17 protein-coding genes and 1 pseudogene are annotated in these 16,263 nt (G+C 73.0%); 5 read left to right on the top strand and 13 right to left on the bottom strand.

Annotated elements, in window-relative coordinates; translation table 11 throughout:
- Positions 1-253: 253 nt before the first annotated feature.
- The 5 genes from ACE7GA_RS07665 to ACE7GA_RS07645 form a co-directional block, all read right to left on the bottom strand.
- Positions 254-1,054, bottom strand: a complete 801-nt coding sequence (locus tag ACE7GA_RS07665) for a shikimate dehydrogenase family protein (protein ID WP_376097934.1) — start codon at positions 1,052-1,054, stop codon at positions 254-256.
- 258 nt (positions 1,055-1,312) lie between these two features.
- Positions 1,313-1,876, bottom strand: a complete 564-nt coding sequence (locus ACE7GA_RS07660) for a DNA-3-methyladenine glycosylase I (protein ID WP_376097932.1) — start codon at positions 1,874-1,876, stop codon at positions 1,313-1,315.
- A complete protein-coding gene (locus ACE7GA_RS07655; RefSeq protein ID WP_376097930.1) occupies positions 1,869-3,209 on the bottom strand; it encodes an NAD(P)H-dependent oxidoreductase in 1,341 nt (446 codons plus the stop codon). Before ACE7GA_RS07655 ends, ACE7GA_RS07660 begins: the two co-directional genes overlap by 8 nt.
- Positions 3,206-3,535 (bottom strand): hypothetical protein, encoded by a 330-nt coding sequence (locus ACE7GA_RS07650; protein WP_376097928.1) that lies wholly within the window; start codon positions 3,533-3,535, stop codon positions 3,206-3,208. The genes ACE7GA_RS07655 and ACE7GA_RS07650 overlap by 4 nt, the downstream gene beginning before the upstream one ends.
- Positions 3,536-3,561: 26 nt before the next feature.
- Positions 3,562-4,044, bottom strand: a complete 483-nt coding sequence (locus tag ACE7GA_RS07645) for a nuclear transport factor 2 family protein (protein ID WP_376097926.1) — start codon at positions 4,042-4,044, stop codon at positions 3,562-3,564.
- A gap of 101 nt (positions 4,045-4,145) precedes the next feature.
- Here ACE7GA_RS07645 and ACE7GA_RS07640 point away from each other — a divergent pair, with 101 nt between their 5' ends.
- The 3 genes from ACE7GA_RS07640 (at position 4,146) to ACE7GA_RS07630 (ending at position 7,072) form a co-directional block, all read left to right on the top strand.
- On the top strand, positions 4,146-5,522 hold the full coding sequence (locus tag ACE7GA_RS07640; protein WP_376097924.1) for an ethanolamine ammonia-lyase subunit EutB: 1,377 nt from the start codon (positions 4,146-4,148) through the stop codon (positions 5,520-5,522).
- Entirely contained in the window at positions 5,519-6,307 is a 789-nt protein-coding gene (gene eutC / locus ACE7GA_RS07635; RefSeq protein WP_376097921.1) for an ethanolamine ammonia-lyase subunit EutC, read from the top strand. The genes ACE7GA_RS07640 and eutC overlap by 4 nt, the downstream gene beginning before the upstream one ends.
- A gap of 159 nt (positions 6,308-6,466) precedes the next feature.
- Positions 6,467-7,072: a GNAT family N-acetyltransferase gene (locus tag ACE7GA_RS07630; RefSeq protein WP_376097918.1), complete on the top strand. Its 606-nt coding sequence runs from the start codon at positions 6,467-6,469 to the stop codon at positions 7,070-7,072.
- Between the two features lie 101 nt (positions 7,073-7,173).
- Here the strand turns inward: ACE7GA_RS07630 and ACE7GA_RS07625 are convergent, their stop codons facing one another.
- Both ACE7GA_RS07625 and ACE7GA_RS07620 read right to left on the bottom strand, forming a co-directional pair.
- Positions 7,174-7,995: a trypsin-like peptidase domain-containing protein gene (locus ACE7GA_RS07625; RefSeq protein WP_376097915.1), complete on the bottom strand. Its 822-nt coding sequence runs from the start codon at positions 7,993-7,995 to the stop codon at positions 7,174-7,176.
- Between the two features lie 71 nt (positions 7,996-8,066).
- Positions 8,067-8,237 (bottom strand): hypothetical protein, encoded by a 171-nt coding sequence (locus ACE7GA_RS07620; RefSeq protein ID WP_376097913.1) that lies wholly within the window; start codon positions 8,235-8,237, stop codon positions 8,067-8,069.
- A 122-nt stretch (positions 8,238-8,359) separates the two neighbouring features.
- On the opposite strand from ACE7GA_RS07620, the gene ACE7GA_RS07615 reads away from it, so the two are divergent.
- Positions 8,360-9,910: an ABC transporter substrate-binding protein gene (locus ACE7GA_RS07615; protein WP_376097910.1), complete on the top strand. Its 1,551-nt coding sequence runs from the start codon at positions 8,360-8,362 to the stop codon at positions 9,908-9,910.
- Positions 9,907-10,794 (top strand): metallophosphoesterase family protein, encoded by an 888-nt coding sequence (locus tag ACE7GA_RS07610; RefSeq protein WP_376097907.1) that lies wholly within the window; start codon positions 9,907-9,909, stop codon positions 10,792-10,794. Before ACE7GA_RS07615 ends, ACE7GA_RS07610 begins: the two co-directional genes overlap by 4 nt.
- Here the strand turns inward: ACE7GA_RS07610 and ACE7GA_RS07605 are convergent.
- The 6 genes and pseudogenes from ACE7GA_RS07605 to ACE7GA_RS07580 all read right to left on the bottom strand — a co-directional run bounded on the left by ACE7GA_RS07605 (position 10,783) and on the right by ACE7GA_RS07580 (position 16,188).
- Positions 10,783-11,643, bottom strand: coding sequence for an alpha/beta hydrolase (locus ACE7GA_RS07605; protein ID WP_376097904.1), 861 nt, complete (start codon positions 11,641-11,643; stop codon positions 10,783-10,785). The genes ACE7GA_RS07610 and ACE7GA_RS07605 overlap by 12 nt on opposite strands.
- Entirely contained in the window at positions 11,640-12,617 is a 978-nt protein-coding gene (locus ACE7GA_RS07600) for a Bug family tripartite tricarboxylate transporter substrate binding protein (protein ID WP_376097901.1), read from the bottom strand. Before ACE7GA_RS07600 ends, ACE7GA_RS07605 begins: the two co-directional genes overlap by 4 nt.
- Before the next feature lie 119 nt (positions 12,618-12,736).
- On the bottom strand, positions 12,737-13,123 hold the full coding sequence (locus ACE7GA_RS07595; RefSeq protein WP_376100596.1) for a hypothetical protein: 387 nt from the start codon (positions 13,121-13,123) through the stop codon (positions 12,737-12,739).
- Positions 13,123-13,485: pseudogene (locus ACE7GA_RS07590) on the bottom strand (alpha/beta fold hydrolase); the annotation flags it as partial. The gene ACE7GA_RS07595 and the pseudogene ACE7GA_RS07590, both read right to left, overlap by 1 nt.
- Before the next feature lie 210 nt (positions 13,486-13,695).
- Positions 13,696-15,387 carry an ATP-binding protein gene (locus ACE7GA_RS07585; RefSeq protein ID WP_376097898.1) on the bottom strand — a complete coding sequence of 564 codons (1,692 nt, stop codon included), beginning with the start codon at positions 15,385-15,387 and terminating at the stop codon, positions 13,696-13,698.
- Positions 15,388-15,621: 234 nt separating this feature from the next.
- Positions 15,622-16,188: a DUF4142 domain-containing protein gene (locus ACE7GA_RS07580; protein ID WP_376097895.1), complete on the bottom strand. Its 567-nt coding sequence runs from the start codon at positions 16,186-16,188 to the stop codon at positions 15,622-15,624.
- Positions 16,189-16,263: the final 75 nt, after the last annotated feature.

Here is a 16,263-nt window from a genome sequence, read left to right as displayed (position 1 = left end):
CCGGTCATCCCGGGGGCACGGCTTCCCGGATCGCGGCTATGCGAGCCTTCGTGCATCGGCGGGGCGTGCGCGCGCCCACCCTCTTGCCCATTCGGCGGACGCCGCGCCCAATGCGGTTCCGGCGATTGGTGCCGAAGCGCCCGCACCGCCCTCCCCGGGTCTCCTGATCCGTCGTGTCGCCCGGGGGAATGCCCCCGTAGCTGTCGCGCTGCCGCACGGTGGGGCCGTTGGCGGATCCCGGCCCCGCGTGCACTCAGCAGCTCCGTGGCAGCAGCGCCTCGGCCATCAGGGGCAGTTGGTGCTCCAGCACCAGCCGCCCGGGATGCGTGCGGCAGCCGATCCGCGTCGCGGCGGCCAGAAGCGGTGTCACGGCGGGTTCCATGATGACCTCCGCCACCGACATCCCGGGCGAGAGCGCGGCGGGGTCGAGCGGCGTGCGAGGGTCGCCGGACATCCCGACCGGCGTCGCGTTCACAATGAGGTCGCAGCCGTCCGGATCGGGACCGGTGGCCACGACGTCCGCGCCCTCCGCCGAGAGCCGCGCCGCCAGCGCCGCCGCGCGCGCCGCGTCCACGTCGTGCACGCGCAGCGCGGCAAGGCCGGCATCCATCAGCGCCACCGCGATCGCGCCGCCGACGCCGCCCGCGCCGACCATGAGGGCGCGCCGTCCCCGCGGCTCGAACCCCGTGGCGCGGAGGCCGGCGACGAACCCTTCCCCGTCCAGCATGTCCGCGTGCCAGGTGGAGCCGGGCATGCGGCGTAGGGTGTTCGCCGCGGCCGCGCGGCGCGCGCGGGGCGTGGCTGTCTTGGCGGCGGCAAGGGCGGCGGGCTTGTGCGGGACGGTGACGACCAGCCCGGCCAGGGTGGGCACACGGGACAGCGCGTCCAGCAGGGCCGGCAGGTCGGCCGCGGCGACCCGCATCGGTACCACCACCGCATCGTCGCCGCGGGCGCGCAGCAGCGTCGTGAGGGTCGCGGGCGACTTCACCTGTTCCACCGGGTCGCCGAGAATGGCGATGACGCGGGTGCGGCCGGTCGGCCAGTCCTGGATCACGCGATGGTCCCCTGCCGCATCGGCTCCGCTCCGGCTCCGCGTGCCCGGTGGCGACCGGGGCCGCCGGCAGCCCACGCCGAGGCGGAGCCCTTGCCAATGATCCGGTCGCCGGCAGCAACCGCGCGATGGTTGCCGAGCGGCCGGCCGCGCCGACCAGGGCCACGATGACGCGGGCGGCCCTGTGCGCGGGCAAGCGGCGGCCCGTCGATGATCGTGGCCCGTCGCATCACCGCCACCCATCCGCCGGATCGCCGTGCATCATCCGCTCCCTGCGCGCCAGCACTCGGCGGTGTGGTCGTCCACCACACCGGAGGCCTGGAGGAAGGCGTAGGTGATCGTGGAGCCGACGAAGCGGAAGCCACAGCGCGACAGGTCCTTGCTGATCCGGTCGGAGAGCGGCGTCGTCGCGGGCACGGGTTCCCCGCGACGGCGGCGGGTCACGACGGGCCTGCCGTCCACGGTAGCCCAGAGCCAGTGGGCGAAGGACCCGTGTTCCTCCTGGATCGCGAGGAAGGCACGGGCGTTCGTGACGGTCGCCTCGATCTTCCCGCGGTGGCGTATGATACCGGGGTCGGCGACGAGCGCCTCGATCCGCGCCGCATCGAAGGCCGCGACGGCGGCGGGGTCGAATCCCGCGAAGGCGCGGCGGTAGCCGTCCCGCTTTCGCAGGACGGTGTCCCAGGACAGCCCGGCCTGCGCACCTTCGAGCGTCAGCAGTTCGAACAGGGTGCGGTCGTCGCGGACCGGCACGCCCCATTCCGCGTCGTGGTAGGCGGCAAGGCGGTCATTTGTGCACCAGGCGCAGCGGGCGCGGTCATCCATGGCTGAAGGTCGCCTCCGTCTCCCGCCGGAAGGCGATGACCGCATCGGTGGCGTCGAAGGACACGTCGTCCCACCGCACCGTCGCCCCGGCCTGCACGTCGCGGCGGAGGGTGACGCCATGCGCGAGCCCGATCGGCAGCGCGCCCGCGGTCAGGGATGCGCGGGCTGAGGTCAGGCGACCGTACACGCAGTAGCCGCCCTCGCCGTCCAGCACCTCGCCCGCGCGGAGGTCGCGCTTGGCCGTAGCGACCACGTCGCCGCCAAAGCCACGCGTGGCGCCGGTCGGTTCGCCACGCAGGGCGACGCTGGCGACGGAGATGCCGAGCTCGAGGCCGATGAGGTGATAGGGCTTGTACATCGCGGCATAGTTCCCGCTAGCGTCGGTCTTCAGGCCGTATTCCGAGAAGCAGCGGCGCACGTACTCGTCCGGCGCGGCGAACACGGCGTAGACGCCCCAGCGCAGGTCGCGGAAGACGGGCCGGCCGTCGCGTTCCAGCGACGACACGACCTCCACGGTGCCGCGTCGTTCCAGCACGCCGCCTTCCGCACGCGGCCGCAGCACTTGCGGCAGGTCGTCCACGCCACAGGGCGGGAAGAGGAGCCCATCCTCCGGCGGCACCAGCCCCGTCGCGTTGGCGACGGCGGCCATCTCCAGCGCGGACTTGGTGCCGTCGAGGAAGGAGTTGAACATCCGCGCGTTGAAGTCGCCCGCGGCGACCTGGGCTTCCGTGAAGCCGTAATGGCCCCATACGGTGTCAGGAGTGGAGGCGTGGTAGGCCGGGAGGTACTTCGTGCCCTTGCCCGCGCAGACGACCTCCAGCCCGATGGCGCGGGCCCAGTCCACAATCTCCGCGATGAGGGCGGGCTGGTCGCCATACGCCATGGAATAGACGACCCCTGCCTCCGCCGCGCGGCGCGCCAGCAGCGGGCCGGCGAGCACGTCGGCCTCCACGTTCACCATCACGACGTGGCGGCGATGCGCGATGCAGGCGAGGGCGTGGCGGATGCCCGCGGCCGGGTGGCCCGTCGCCTCGACCACCACCTCGAGATCCGCCGCGATCAGGGCGGCCGCGTCGTCGGTCACGAAAGTCGTATCGCTGGACAGCGCCTCCCCGAACGACCGCGCGCCGTACCGCGCCTCCTCCCACCCCACGCGTGCCAGCGCGGCCCGCGCCCGCCCGGGGTCGAGGTCCGCGATTCCCACGACGTGCAGCCCCGGCATCCGCCCGGCCTGGGCGAGGAACATGGAGCCGAACTTGCCGGCCCCGATCAGCCCGACGCGGACCGGCCGGCGTTCCGCCGCACGGGCCGAGAGCAGCGCATGCAGGTTCATGGCGCAGGGACCTCCTCGATCACCCGGAAGACGGGCTTGCCCGCGGCGCGGAAGCGTTCGGCCTCCTCATCCCCACCGCGGGAGGCACCGCCGATCCGCAGGCAGGCGTCGTAGCGCTCAGCGAGCGCGAGGGAGAGGGGCATCATGACCTCGTCGAAGCCGCCACCCGCCTCGATCACGGGGAGCGCCATGTTCACGCCGATCACCGGCACGTGGCCCATCCGGTGCAGCGCCAGCGCAGCCTCGTTCATCGCGCGCAGGTTGGCGGCGCGTTCCGCCGTGCCCGCGCCCCCGGCGGTATAGGGACCGGACACCATGATCCACATGGCTGCGGCCGAGCCGAGCTGACGCGTCAGAACATCGTGTTCCCGTTTGCCGCGGTCTCCGGCACCTCCTGGATCACGTCCCAGTGCTCGACGATCCGGTCGCCCTCAACGCGGAAGATGTCCACGATGGCGCGGCCGCGGTCGGACGGGTTGGACTGCGAGTGGACGTGCAGGAAGACCAGGTCGCCATCGGCTGCCGACCGCACGATCCGCGAGCGTGCCTGCGGATTTGCCGCGAGGATTCGGCTGAAGACCGCGACGAAGGCGGCGCGCCCGTCGGGGACGCGCGGATTGTGCTGCCGATAATCCTCGCTGAGATACCGCTCCGCTGCGGAGAGGTCGTGCCGGACGAAGACGGCCTCGTAGAATGCGACCACCAGGCGCCGGTTCCGCTCTTCCCGCTCCACGTCGCGCCGCGGGGCCTGAACCTGGGGCTGGGCCTGGGCCAGGCTTACCTGCATCGCGGGAAGGAGGGCGGCGGCGATCGCCGTACGGCGCGCGATGGGCATGACGGGTTGCTTCCAGAAACGGACCGAAAGAGCGCACGCGGCACCCCGCCCCGTCAACGCACCGCTGGCCAGGGGTGGCATCCCCGCTGCACACTCCCTGCATGGGCTTCGCGCAGACCATCGGCGGCACACGCCACGTCTTTCCGGACCTGCGCGACCTCCTCGCGAAGGCGACGCCGTTTCGGTCCGGCGATGCGCTGGCCGGGGTTGCGGCGGGCAACGCTGAGGAGCGGGTAGCGGCGCAGCGGGCCCTGGCCGACCTGCCCCTGGCACGGTTCCTGGACGAGGCGGTGGTGCCCTACGAGGCCGACGAGGTCACGCGCCTCATCCTGGACGAGCATGATTCGCAGGCCTTTGCGCCGGTGCGGCACCTGACCGTCGGCGGCTTCCGGGACTGGCTGCTGGGGGAAGCGACTGAAGCTGACCTGGCTGCGCTCCGCACTGGCCTGACGCCGGAAATGGTCGCCGCGGTGTCGAAGATCATGCGGCTACAGGACCTCGTCGCCGTCGCAACCAAATGCCGCGTGACCACGCGCTTTCGCAACACGATCGGCCTGCCCGGCACGCTATCGGTCCGCCTGCAACCCAACGATCCGGTGGACGACCCGCGCGGTGTCGCGGCGCAGGTGCTGGACGGGCTGCTGATGGGCGCCGGCGATGCCTGCCTCGGCGTCAATCCGGCGACGGACCACGTGGACACGGTCTGCCGCCTACTCGACCTGCTCGATGCCGTCCGCACCCGCTACGACATCCCGACGCAGACCTGCGTGCTGTCGCACGTCACCACGACGATCGCGGCGATCGAGCGCGGCGCCCCGGTGGACCTCGTCTTCCAGTCCGTCGCGGGGACCGAGGCGGCGAACCGCGGCTTCGGCATCGACCTCGCCCTGCTGCGGGAAGCGCAGGACGCCGCGCGTTCCCTGCGCCGCGGCCCGGATGACGCGAACCTGATGTATTTCGAAACCGGCCAGGGCAGCGCGCTGTCGTCCGACTCCCACCACGGCGTGGACCAGCAGACGCTGGAATGCCGCGCCTATGCCGTCGCGCGTGCCTTCGCCCCGCTGCTGACGAACAGCGTCGTCGGCTTCATCGGGCCGGAATACCTCTACGACGGCAAGCAGATCACCCGCGCGGGGCTGGAGGACCACCTGTGCGGCAAGCTCCTCGGCCTGCCGATGGGCGTGGATGTCTGCTTCACGAACCATGCCGAGGCCGATGCGGACGACACCGACGCGCTGCTGACGCTGCTGGGCGTCGCGGGCGTGACTTACGTCATGGGCGTCGCGGGGTCGGACGACGTGATGCTGGCCTACCAGTCCACCTCGTTCCACGACGCGCTCTATGCACGCCGGGCGCTGGGGCGCCGCGCCGCGCCGGAATTCGAGGCCTGGATGGAGCGGATGGGCATCGCCCCCGACGCGCCGTCGCAGCCCAGCCTGCCGTCACGCCTCTCGCCCGCGCTGATCGGCCTCGAATGAGCCGCCAGGTCACGCCCGCCGTCGGTGACGCCGCCGTCGCCTTCCTGCGCCGCCACACCACGGCACGCGTGGCGCTGGGACGGCGGGGCGCGGCCCTGCCGACGGTGGCGCACCTGGACCTCCAGGAAGCACATGCCCGCGCGCGGGACGCGGTGCATTCGACCCTGGACGAGAACGCGCTGGAAGCCGCCGTCGCGCCTCTGGGACTGCCTGTGCACCGCGTCGCTTCCGCGGCTCCGGACCGCCGCACCTACCTGCTGCGCCCCGACCTCGGCCGCCGCCTCGCCCCCGGCACGACCCTCCCCCGCGCGGAGGGAAGCGTCGCGCTGGTGGCCGGCGACGGCCTCTGCGCCATCGGCGTCGGGCGGTGGGCGCCGCCGCTTCTGCACGCGCTCGTCCCGCTGCTGCGGCGCGACGGCTTCACGCCCGGGCCGGTCGTCATCGCCCGCCAGGCCCGGGTCGCGCTCGGCGATGCGGTGGGCGAAGCGCTGGGCGCGGCCGCGGCCATCGTCCTGATCGGCGAGCGTCCCGGCCTCTCAGCGACCGACAGCCTCGGTGCCTACGTCACCTGGGAACCCCGCACCGGCCGGCTGGATTCCGAACGCAACTGCATCAGCAACATCCGCGCGGACGGCCTCTCCCCCGTTGAGGCAGCGGCGAAGATCGCCTGGCTCCTCGCCGCCGCCCGCGACCTCGGCGCGACGGGGACGGCGTTGAAGGACGATCAGCCCCTGGGCCAGCGCCTGGCCAGGACGGGGGATGGTGCATCCGTGAACAATTCGTGACCAAGGCGTCGCGATAACCCGTGCATTCCCGCGTCGTGCTACCCAAATGGCTACTACGGGGCACGCGCTCCGGCTTGTACCCGGACCCGTTGCTCATGGGCCCGGACCGCTCGCCGCGCCGCATCTCGCGCCACCGTCCGACACTGTTCCAGGCTTCCCATGCTGTCCCCCGGGAGCAAGGCTCCCCTCCGGTTCCGCCGCGTGTCCCGCGCGGATACCGCCATCCTCGGTCGCATCCCGCTCGACCCGGCCCTCGTCACCCGTTTCCTAGGCTCGCTCGACGCCGTTTCGGATTCCGTACGGAAGGGCGTGGCCCATGTCCTCGTCATCGCGGAGTCCGCGGGGCGGCCGATGGGCTTCACCGTCACCCACCCCGACCCCGGGTCAGGCGGATGCTGGTGGGTCGCCTACCTCGCCGTGGCCGACCGGGCGCGCGGCCAGGGCCTCGGGCGCCAGCTCCTCTCCCGCGCCCTGCGGGCCCTCTCGGCTGTTCCCGGCTGCCGTGAGATCCGGCTCCTCGTGGACCCGGAGAACGGGCCAGCCCGCCGTCTCTACGCCGCGATGGGCTTCGTTTCCGCAGACGAGACGGTTGGGCCGGAGGAGGTCTTCGTCCTCCGGCTCCGTCCCGCGGCCCCGGAGCGTCGGCCGCGGCCGCGCGCGGCGTCACCCTTCACCAAGCGCCGGCGCCTCCGTGTCCGGCCGAACCCTGGGCCGCATGCGGCGCGGGTGATCGGGCTGACGCGCGGGCCACCCGCTGCGGCCTGACCCCGCTCGGGCCTGGACCTGTCTCAGCCCCACTGTCGTCGGCATCAACGGGTCCGGACCGTTGTCTGGAGAGCAGATTTACCGCTCTGCGCGGATCTGCTTTAGCGCTCGCAGCGGATGAAGACGGTGGACCGCCCCGCGATCTCCCCCACATCCGCCGCGCTCCGCTCCGGCCCGTCGCTGCGCGCAGGAGTCGGCGTGATCCCCGCGGCGACGAGGAAGGCGGCCGCGCGTTCCCCCTTCACCGCGAAGTTGATGTTCTGCGCGATGTCGCCGGTGCGCCCCGCCACCGCCTGCGCGTTCAGCTTCGACACGACGACGCCGACGATGTGCCCCTGCATGTCCAGCAGCGGCCCGCCGGAATTGCCAGGCTGGACGGGTGCGGAGATCTGGTACTGGTTCGGGTTGTCCCGCAGCCCCGCCAACCCGTTGATCTCCCCGCGCGTCAACTTGGGGTCGGAGGACAACAGGCCGGAAAGCGGGAAGCCGTAGGCCACGACGCTTTCTCCCCGCCGCACCGCGGGCGACTGCCGGAAGGGCAGCGCGGGCCCGTTCAGCCCGGGCACGGCCAGCAGCGCGAGGTCGAGGCCCGTATCCACCCGCGCCGGCGGCACGGCTGAGAAACTCCGCCCATCCGGCGCGCGCACGACGACGCGGTTGCAGTTGTCGACGACGTGGTGGTTCGTCATGACCCGCTCGTTCGCGACGAGGAAGCCGGTGCCGGTCGCCGCGCGGGCGTTCGGATTCGGCGTCGCCTGCGGCGCAGGTGGGTTCGCACCGCCCGGCACGCCGGCTTGGCTGGCGGGCGGGCGCGCGGCTGGGGCGCCAATGGCGGCCGCGGCGACCGTCACCGTGCGGTCGGCACCGCAGATGTCCTGGCCGCGCGCCACCGCTTCCCGCCCATCCGCCAGCACCAGGCGCACGTCGAAGCGGCAGCCCGCCTCGGCGTTTGGGCGTAGCCGGAACTCCCCGCCTTCCGCCAGGTTCTGGCGGATCAGGTTATCCCCCAGTTCGGACGGCCGGAGCGGACGGCGTGCAGCGCCGTCACCTCCTGCCCCGTGCGGTTGACGACGCGGAACGGCTCGGGCGCCGGGGTCTGGGTGGGCGCCTGGGCGAGCGCCGGGAGGGCGAGGAACAGGGCGGAGGCGAGGAGGAGGGGGCGCATGGCCTCCCGAATGTGCGGCGCCCCCGTCCCCGCTTCAATCCGGCGTGCGCGGCAGGGCTGGAAGCCGGACCGTCACGCGTCGGTCACCGACCTGTCGCGGCCGGCGGTCATGTTGCGGTGCAATGCAGACCCGCCGTGCCCTCCTCGGCGCCCTCGCCGCGCCAGCCTTCCTCCCGCACGTCGCGGGCGCGCAGGCCGATCCGCGCCCCGTGCTGCGCGTCGCGGTCCAGGCCCTGCCGCCGACGCTGGAGCCGCTGGAGACGATCTCCAACGTCGGATTGCGGCTGACGGACAACGTCTTCGACACGCTCTGGCGCCGCGACTTCCTCGCGGAGATGCGGGAGGGCGGGTCGCATCTCGGCCCCTACCTCGCGACCTCCCTGACGCGGCGCGACCCGCTGACCTGGGTGGCGGACCTCCGCCCAGGCGTACGCTTCCACGACGGGTCCGAGATGACGGCGGAGGACGTTCTCTCCACCTTCTCCGCAGCGCGGATGTGGGGGCCGGAGGTCCCCTATTTCGAAGGCCGCCTGACCTTCGGCCACCTCGCCGGCGTCGAGTTGGAGGGCCGCCACCGCGTCGTCTTCCGCACGCGCACGCCCGACGTCGTCATGCCCCCGCGGCTCGCGGCCTACGGGGGATGGGTGCATTCGGCCCGCGCGGCGTCCGAAGGCGGCGCGGCGGGGATGCGGACACGCCCGATCGGCACCGGCCCCTACCGCTACGCGTCGTTCCAGCGCGACGCACGCGCGACGCTGGAGAGCCACGACGACTGGTGGGGCGGCCGCCCGCCCGCGCGCGGCGCCGTCTTCACCGTCGTGCCGGAAGCGTCGTCACGCCTCGCCGGCGTGCTCGCCGGCGACTTCGACATCGCGACGAACCTGCTGCCGGAACAGATCGAATCCCTCCGGCGCAACCCATCCGTCGAGGGCATCTCGGTCAACCTCGACCTGGCGCACATCCTCTTCTACGACACGCGGCGCCCGGCCCTGCGCGACGCGCGCGTGCGGCAGGGGCTGAACCACGCGGTGGACTACGACGCGTTGGGACGCGCGCTCTGGGGCCCGGACTTCCGGCGCATGGCCGCGCTGCAGGTCCCGGCCTTCGGTGACCTGTACGAGGCGGAGCGCCGCGGCTTCGCCTACGACCCGGACCGCGCGCGCCGCCTGCTGCGCGAAGGCGGCTACCGCGGCGAGGAGATCGTGATCCGCATCGCGCCGACCTACTACCTCAACATCCTCCCTGCGGTGCAGGTCATCCAGGGCATGTGGTCGGCCATCGGCGTGAACTCCCGGCTTGAGACGCGGGAGAACGCTGCGCTGGTGCAGCAACCCGGCGCCGACGTGCGGCCTGTCTCCGTCGCCTTCCGCTTCGCCGACCCGCTGGGCGGCGGCCTGGCCGTGCACCTCGCGCGCGAGCAGGTCATTCAGTCCGGCGGCTTCTGGACGCCGACGCGCTTCAACGAACTGGTGGATGCCTTCCGCGCGGCCTCCGAGCCCGAGGACCGGAAACGCCTCTGGCACGCGCTACTCGACGAGTTCGAGGCGGAGGCGCCGGCGCTGATCCTCTACCCCGCGCGGGAGATCTTCGCGAAGCGCCGCGCGGTCCGCTTCACGCATTACCCGCTCTACTACCTCGACCTGCGACCCACGAACCTGGGGTTCACCGCATGAATGCGACGCTGGCTGTCCTGTCGGACCTGCACCTCTCCCCCACCCATGGCTTCTTCTGGGACAATTGGCTGCGCGCGCGGGACGCCGTCGCGGCCGGGGCGCCCGAGGCGACGATCGTCAACGGCGACCTCTGCATCAACGGCCCCGACGATTCGGCGGAGCTCGCCTTCGCCGCCCGTGTGCTGCGCCGCCTGCCCGGCATCGTGCATGCGCTGCCTGGCAACCACGACGTCGGTGACGAGCCGCCGGGGCAGGACGCGCACCAGATCGTCAACGCCGCGCGCCTGTCGGCCTGGACGCGCCATGTCGGCCCGGACCGCGTGGCGTTCGACCTCGGCGCCTGGCGCGTGCTGGGGATGAACGCGCAGCTCTGCGGCAGCGGGCTCCCTGCGGAGGAGGAGCAGTGGACCTGGCTCGCCTCCGCGCTGGACCACGCGGAGCGGCCCGTCGCGCTGTTCCTGCACAAGCCGTTGTTCCTGGAAGACCCGGGCGAGAACAGCCCGACGATCGCGAGCCTGAACCCGGAACCCCGCGCGCGGCTACTCTCCCTGCTGCGCGGCGGCCCGGTGCGGATGATCGTCAGCGGCCACCTGCATGCGCGGCGCGACCGCGTCGTCAACGGCATCCGCCATCTCTGGGTGCCCGCGACCTCCTTCCTCGGGGCGGGCGGGCATGGCGGCGAGCCCTCGGTCGGCGCGGTCCTCCTCGACCTGTCGGGCCCCGAGGCCGTCGCGACGGACCTGCCAATCCCCGGCTTGGTCGCGCACGACCTGACGGCCATCAAGGGCCATGGCCACTACGCCTTCCTCCGCGACATGCCGCCCTGCCCGCCGCGCACCGAGGACCTGCCCCGGGTCGCGGCGGACATGGGGTCATTCGCCTAGGCCCATCGCGGCCAGCGTCGCCTCGTGGAGCGGATTCCCCCGCTCCCCGAAGTCGAACAGCAGATCGAAGTGGTTGGACCCCGGCCGGGGCGGCACGACGGTCACCCGGTTCCCGGCCTCGTGCAGCGCGACGGCGAACTCCGTCGTCTGCCGCTTGAACTCGCCCGTCTCCGTGTCGCCATGGGCCAGCACGACATCGAGGCCCGCGGGCAGCGGCAGAAAGGCCGGCGAGTTGCGGCGCGCCGCCGCTTCGTCAAGCCGCATCCATTCGTTCACGTGGGTCTGCGGCAGCGGCATCAGGTCAAAGAGGCCGGACAGCAGCGTCCCGCCGACCACGGGCGGCAGCCCGACCCCCGTGACCATCAGCATCGCCGCGAGGTGCCCGCCCGCGCTGCTGCCGGCCACGTGAATACGCTCGGGGTCGCCACCATGGGCCGCGATGTTCTCCGCGACCCAGCGCAGCGCGCGGCGGCATTCCTCGACGATCTGGTCCAGCGTCGCCGCCGGTGCCAGCGTGTAGTTCAAGCTGACAACGCAGGCGCCCGCCGCCGTGAAGCCCGGCGCCATGGATCCCGAATCCGCCGAATCCAGCGCCCGCCAGTATCCGCCATGGACGAAGACCAGAACCGGCGCCGACCCGCTGCCTTGCGCCGGGTAGACATCCAGCCGCTCGGCCTCGGTCGCGCCGTAGCGGTGCGTGGACCAGCGCAGCACGGCTTTCGCCGCGTCGGTCCGCGTGCGGTATTCCGCGACGATGTCGTTGACCGTCGGCGTCGTCGCGCGGGCATTGTATCCCGCGTCGAGCGCGGCGGGGCCCATGTCGCGCCAGGATGCGGAGAGGCCGCTCATTCCGCGCGCACCCCGGCCAGGCGCACCAGGCGCCGCTTCGCCTCGAAATCCGCCGCCACCATCGCGAGCGAGGCCTCCGGCGTCGCCGCGTGAACCGTGTAGCCGTTCGCCGTCAGGTGCCGATCGCGAATGAGGGGCTCGTCGAGCGCCGCGGCCGCGTCACGCTGGATGCGCGACAGCAGCGCTGCCGGCGTTCCCGCCGGGGCGAAGAGGCCGAACCAGGTGCGCGGGTCCAGTTCCCCATAGCCCGCTTCATCGAGCGTCGGCACATCGGGCAGTTGCGGGAAGCGCGTCGGGCGCCCCACGGCCAGCGCGACGATCCGCCCATCCGCCAGCGCGTCGCGCGAGGACGCGATGCCCGAGAGAGTCATCTGCACCTCCCCCTGCACCGTCGCGAGAACGGCGGGGCCGACGCCCCGATAGGTCACGGCCTGGATCTGCGTACCCTCCCGCGCCCTCAGCCCGTCGAACAGCAGGTTCGGCTGGCTGCCCGGGCCATAGGACCCGTAGTTCAGCCGCCCCGGCGCCGCCTTCGCGGCGGCGACCAGCCCCGCCATGTCGCGCGCCCCGACGGAGGGATGCACCAGCACCATCTGGTGCACGTCCAGCAGGTACGACACGGGCACGAGGTCCCGCATTGGGTCGTGCGGCAGCCGCGCCCCGAGATGCGGGTTCGAGGTGATGGACGAATCCGACGTCATCAACAGCGTGTGCCCGTCGGGCGCCGCCTTCGCGACCTGATCGGTTCCCGGGATCGTCGCGCCGCCGGGACGGTTGTCCACCGTCACGGGCTGCCGCCACACCACCGAAAGCCGGTCCGCCATCGCCCGGCACAGTACGTCCAGCCCTCCGCCGGGCGGGTAGGGCACCACGATCCGGACCGGGCGGGACGGCCACTCGCCCTGGGCAAGGGCTGCGGCAGGAAGGATTAGCGGCGCGGCGAGGAGCCCGCGGCGGGGGAGGAGCGGTCGCATCGCAACACCCTGCCGCGCCGCGCGGCGCGACGGAAGCGGTGGGCTTTGCTTGATCGTGCTGGTGGCCCCTGGGAGGGCAAAGCCTCCCGGAGCCAACCGCACCACGCCAGCCGCATGACCTATCCGAACAGGTGCCGCAGCAGCCGCGCGGCCGTTGCCCCCGGCGCCTCCAGCTTCGCCAGATGCCCGATCCCCGGCTGCACCTCCATCACCGCCCCCGGGATCGCCCCGCAGAGGTTGCGCCCGACCTCAGGCGGGTTCACCCGATCCTCGCTCCCCACCAGGATCAGCGCCGGGGCTGTCACCCGCGGCGCGTGGTCCAGCGAATCCGTCCGGTCGCTGCACCGCGCCGACCGCATCAGCCCCTTTTCATGGGTGGCGCAGAGCACCTCCCGCACCCATTCGCCGACCGCCTCCGGCGTCCCGGGCGCGACGAGATTCGCCCAGCGGACCCGCGCGAGCTCCATGCCGCCGCGTGCGATGCTGTCCCCGCGCATCGCCAGCATCCGCGCCCGCTCGGCCTCCCCTTCCACCGCTGCCCGCGGGAGGCACCGAGGAGCGCGAGCCGGTCCACCCGCCCCGGATGCTCCGCCGCCAGCACCGTCGCCACCATTGACCCGAAGGAGGACCCGATGACATGCGCCCGGCCCACCCCCAGCGCGTCGAGCAACGCGACGGCGACCCGGGCGTAATCCTCGACCGCAGGTGCTTCCGCGGCGAAATTGGCTGAAAGCCAGTACCCCGGCGCGTTCCAGGCGATGACCCGGGCCCGCGCCGCCAGCGCTGGATAGAGGAACCGCCATCCCGTGGCGTTCGACCCGATGCCGTGCAGCAGCAGCACGGTCGCGGGCCCCTCCCCGGCTTCCATGTAGGACAGGCGCCCGTGTTCCAGCCCGAGCGCGGCCGCATCCAGCTCGACGAAGCGCGTCTCCGGCAGCGGCTTGGCGATCGTCCCGTCCGGATGCCGCACCACGCCCGCCCCTCCAGCCCGTTGCCGGCAGCGTAGCGGGCTGCGGTCGCATCGCGAAAGATGGGTCGGCCGGCGTCGTCCCGCCCGGACGGCGCGATCGCCCCGGAGTCAGCCACCCTCCACGGCGCGCAGCCACAGCGTCGCCCGCGTACCGGCCCCGGGCGCGCTGTCGATCCGCATCGCGCCGCCCGCCCCTTCGGCGAAGCGCCGTGCCATGGCGAGACCCAGGCCGGTGCCCTTGCCGGCCGGCTTGGTCGTGAAGAAGGCCTCGCCCGCCCGCGCGAGGGTCTCCGCGTCCATTCCCGGCCCGTCATCGGCGACGGTGATCCGGACGTGCCGCCCAGGCCGCAGCCCGGCCGGGTGCGGCGGATCGGCCGGCACGTCCTCCAGGGCCGCGGTGATCGTGATACGCCCACCGCCTAGCGGCTCCATCGCGTCGCGCGCGTTGGCCGCGAGGTTCACGAGCACCGCTTCCAGCTCCCCGCGGTCGGCGTGCACCCGCGGCAGGCCCGCCGGCGGCGACCGCATCGCGACCTCGATCCCGAGGCCGATCGTCGCGCGCAGCAGGTCCGCCGTGGCCCGTAAGGCCGGCACGGGGTCCAGCGCCTCCACCACCGTCCTGCGCGAAAGGTCGGTCATGCGCCGCATGAGCGCCTCGCCGCGATCGGAGAGGCCCGCCATCAGCTCGGCGACGCGCCCGACAGCCGCCGCGTCGTCCGGCCTGCGGCGGAGGAGCAATCCCGCGGCACGCACGGATTGCAGGACGTTGTTGAAATCATGCGCGATGCCCGCCGCGATCTGGCCGAGCGCGCCGAGCTTCTCCGCCTGGCGCAGCCGCGATTCGAGGTCCGCCCGGGTCATCGCCGCGATCCTTTCACGCGCGGCGCCCTCGATCTCGCGCTCCAGCCCCTCGCGCCGCCGCTGCATGGCGTGGACATAGGCCGTCGCGCCGAGCAGTAGGATCGCGGCGCCGATCGCGGCCAGGGCCGGGACGGCCAGTGCCTCCCACCGCGCCCATTGCAGCCGGTCATCCGGCACGCCGTAGGCGACAAGGACGGGGTAGCCGGCCACCTGCGCGACGGCCACGTGCTGCAGGCGGTCGTCGGCACGGGACAGCGCCGTCACGACCGTGCCCCGCACCGCCGCCTCGGTGGCCGTGCGGAGCCAGTCCGGCGCCACGCGTCGCGCCAGCGCCTCGGCCGGCAGCGGCGGCTGGCGGCTGAGGATGTCCCCGGCCTCCCGGATCAGCGCGACGGAGTCGCCGCGATGCAGGAGGGCGAGGCGCGCGAGGTTCTCGAAGCTCCGCTCCTCGAAGGCGGAAGCAGCGGCGCCACCCGGCTCCCGCCCCGGCTCCTCCGGCAGGTTGCGGCTCAGCACGAAGACGCGCCGGCCGCTCGGCCGCGTCGTGAAGACCCCGCTGACATAGGTGCCCGAGACGCCGGCGCGGTGGGCCTGCACGTAGTCGCGGTCGCCGAGGTCGAGCATCGGAACGGGCGGCGGGATGCGGGAATGCGCGACCATCCGTCCCGCCGGGTCCGTCACGACGAGGCCGGAGGTCGTCGGCGTCGCCGTGTCGAGGGCACGGAGCGAATCATGAAGGTAACGGTCGAGCGTCATGCCGTCGTAGCCGACGCCACCGACCCGCTGCTGCACGGCGAGGAGGATGGCTTCCTGGATCTCGAAGCTCGCGCGGATCTGGCTGGCCAGGAGCAGCGCAGTCCGGCGGGCCGCATCCAGCACGTCGGTCTCGGCCGAGCGCCGGACCCCCGGCGCCACCACGGCCAGCATGGTGGCTGGCAACAGAACGGAGAGGATCAGGACCAACCTCGTCCGCCGCATCGTGCGACGGCGCGGGCGCGACAGGCCTCCGGCGGACGGCTCCATGGAAGGGGTCAAGCGGTTCGACGGGGGACGGAACTCGGCATCGTGGCGGAGACTACCGCCGTCACGGCCGGCGAACGACCGTCACCGGTCCGGACGCACCGCGCGAACCGTCGCGCGGCACGTCACAGTTGCGTGAGACGACGGGGCGGATCAGACCCGGCCGCGGACGAGCCCGCGCTCGAGCACCGCGACGTGCTCGTTGATGTGCCCGACGGCCATGATCGCGACGGCCCGCAGGCCCGGCATCTCCCCGGTGTTCTGCGCGATGGTGTTGTAGATGCCGAGCGCCTCGCGGTGCCCGGTCAGCTGCGCGTTCACCAGCAGGCGGTCGAAGTTTGGGCCGGCCGAGGCGGACTGGAGCTGCGAAACGATCGCCGCCTGGTCCTGCCGCAGCGGCTGCGGCGGCGGCTGCACGCCGGTCAGCGCTGCCATGGCCTGCATGACGCTGCGCTGCTCCGCGTCCTCGAAGCCGCAGAATTCCCGCAGCGGGGCGGAGCGGGCGCGCTGTTCGCCGAGCTGCGCCGTCTGCATCAGGAACGTGCCGCCCTGAAGTGCCTGCAGCGTGAGCGCGTTCGCATCGCCCGCCCGCGTCGCGAGCCCGGGGCTGGGCGCCACGGCCATGCCGCCCATCGCAGGGCTGCGGGACATCGCCTGATCCGCGCAGGCGGCGAGCGGTGCGGCGGCCGCGACGAGGCCGAAGATTCGACGATTCAACATAAGCTACTTCTCCGAAGGCGTTGAGGCAGCCGAACAAGGCCCCTCGTCCCGGCTGGTTTCCCTTGCGCCTGCGGA

The sequence above is a fragment of the Roseomonas sp. CCTCC AB2023176 genome (assembly GCF_042259275.1).
Classification (GTDB): domain Bacteria; phylum Pseudomonadota; class Alphaproteobacteria; order Acetobacterales; family Acetobacteraceae; genus Roseomonas.
This window is presented reverse-complemented; position numbering and strand designations above follow the sequence as displayed.

What these genes read in the sequence shown, in the direction of transcription:
- ACE7GA_RS07660 (WP_376097932.1), bottom strand. Translation starts at nt 1,876, where the DNA reads ATGGATGACCGCGCCCGCTGCGCCTGGTGCACAAATGACCGCCTTGCC.
- ACE7GA_RS07655 (WP_376097930.1), bottom strand. Translation starts at nt 3,209, where the DNA reads ATGAACCTGCATGCGCTGCTCTCGGCCCGTGCGGCGGAACGCCGGCCG.
- ACE7GA_RS07650 (WP_376097928.1), bottom strand. Translation starts at nt 3,535, where the DNA reads ATGTGGATCATGGTGTCCGGTCCCTATACCGCCGGGGGCGCGGGCACG.
- ACE7GA_RS07645 (WP_376097926.1), bottom strand. Translation starts at nt 4,044, where the DNA reads ATGCCCATCGCGCGCCGTACGGCGATCGCCGCCGCCCTCCTTCCCGCG.
- ACE7GA_RS07640 (WP_376097924.1), top strand. Translation starts at nt 4,146, where the DNA reads ATGGGCTTCGCGCAGACCATCGGCGGCACACGCCACGTCTTTCCGGAC.
- eutC (WP_376097921.1), top strand. Translation starts at nt 5,519, where the DNA reads ATGAGCCGCCAGGTCACGCCCGCCGTCGGTGACGCCGCCGTCGCCTTC.
- ACE7GA_RS07630 (WP_376097918.1), top strand. Translation starts at nt 6,467, where the DNA reads ATGCTGTCCCCCGGGAGCAAGGCTCCCCTCCGGTTCCGCCGCGTGTCC.
- ACE7GA_RS07620 (WP_376097913.1), bottom strand. Translation starts at nt 8,237, where the DNA reads ATGCGCCCCCTCCTCCTCGCCTCCGCCCTGTTCCTCGCCCTCCCGGCG.
- ACE7GA_RS07615 (WP_376097910.1), top strand. Translation starts at nt 8,360, where the DNA reads ATGCAGACCCGCCGTGCCCTCCTCGGCGCCCTCGCCGCGCCAGCCTTC.
- ACE7GA_RS07610 (WP_376097907.1), top strand. Translation starts at nt 9,907, where the DNA reads ATGAATGCGACGCTGGCTGTCCTGTCGGACCTGCACCTCTCCCCCACC.
- ACE7GA_RS07605 (WP_376097904.1), bottom strand. Translation starts at nt 11,643, where the DNA reads ATGAGCGGCCTCTCCGCATCCTGGCGCGACATGGGCCCCGCCGCGCTC.
- ACE7GA_RS07600 (WP_376097901.1), bottom strand. Translation starts at nt 12,617, where the DNA reads ATGCGACCGCTCCTCCCCCGCCGCGGGCTCCTCGCCGCGCCGCTAATC.
- ACE7GA_RS07595 (WP_376100596.1), bottom strand. Translation starts at nt 13,123, where the DNA reads ATGCTGGCGATGCGCGGGGACAGCATCGCACGCGGCGGCATGGAGCTC.
- ACE7GA_RS07580 (WP_376097895.1), bottom strand. Translation starts at nt 16,188, where the DNA reads ATGTTGAATCGTCGAATCTTCGGCCTCGTCGCGGCCGCCGCACCGCTC.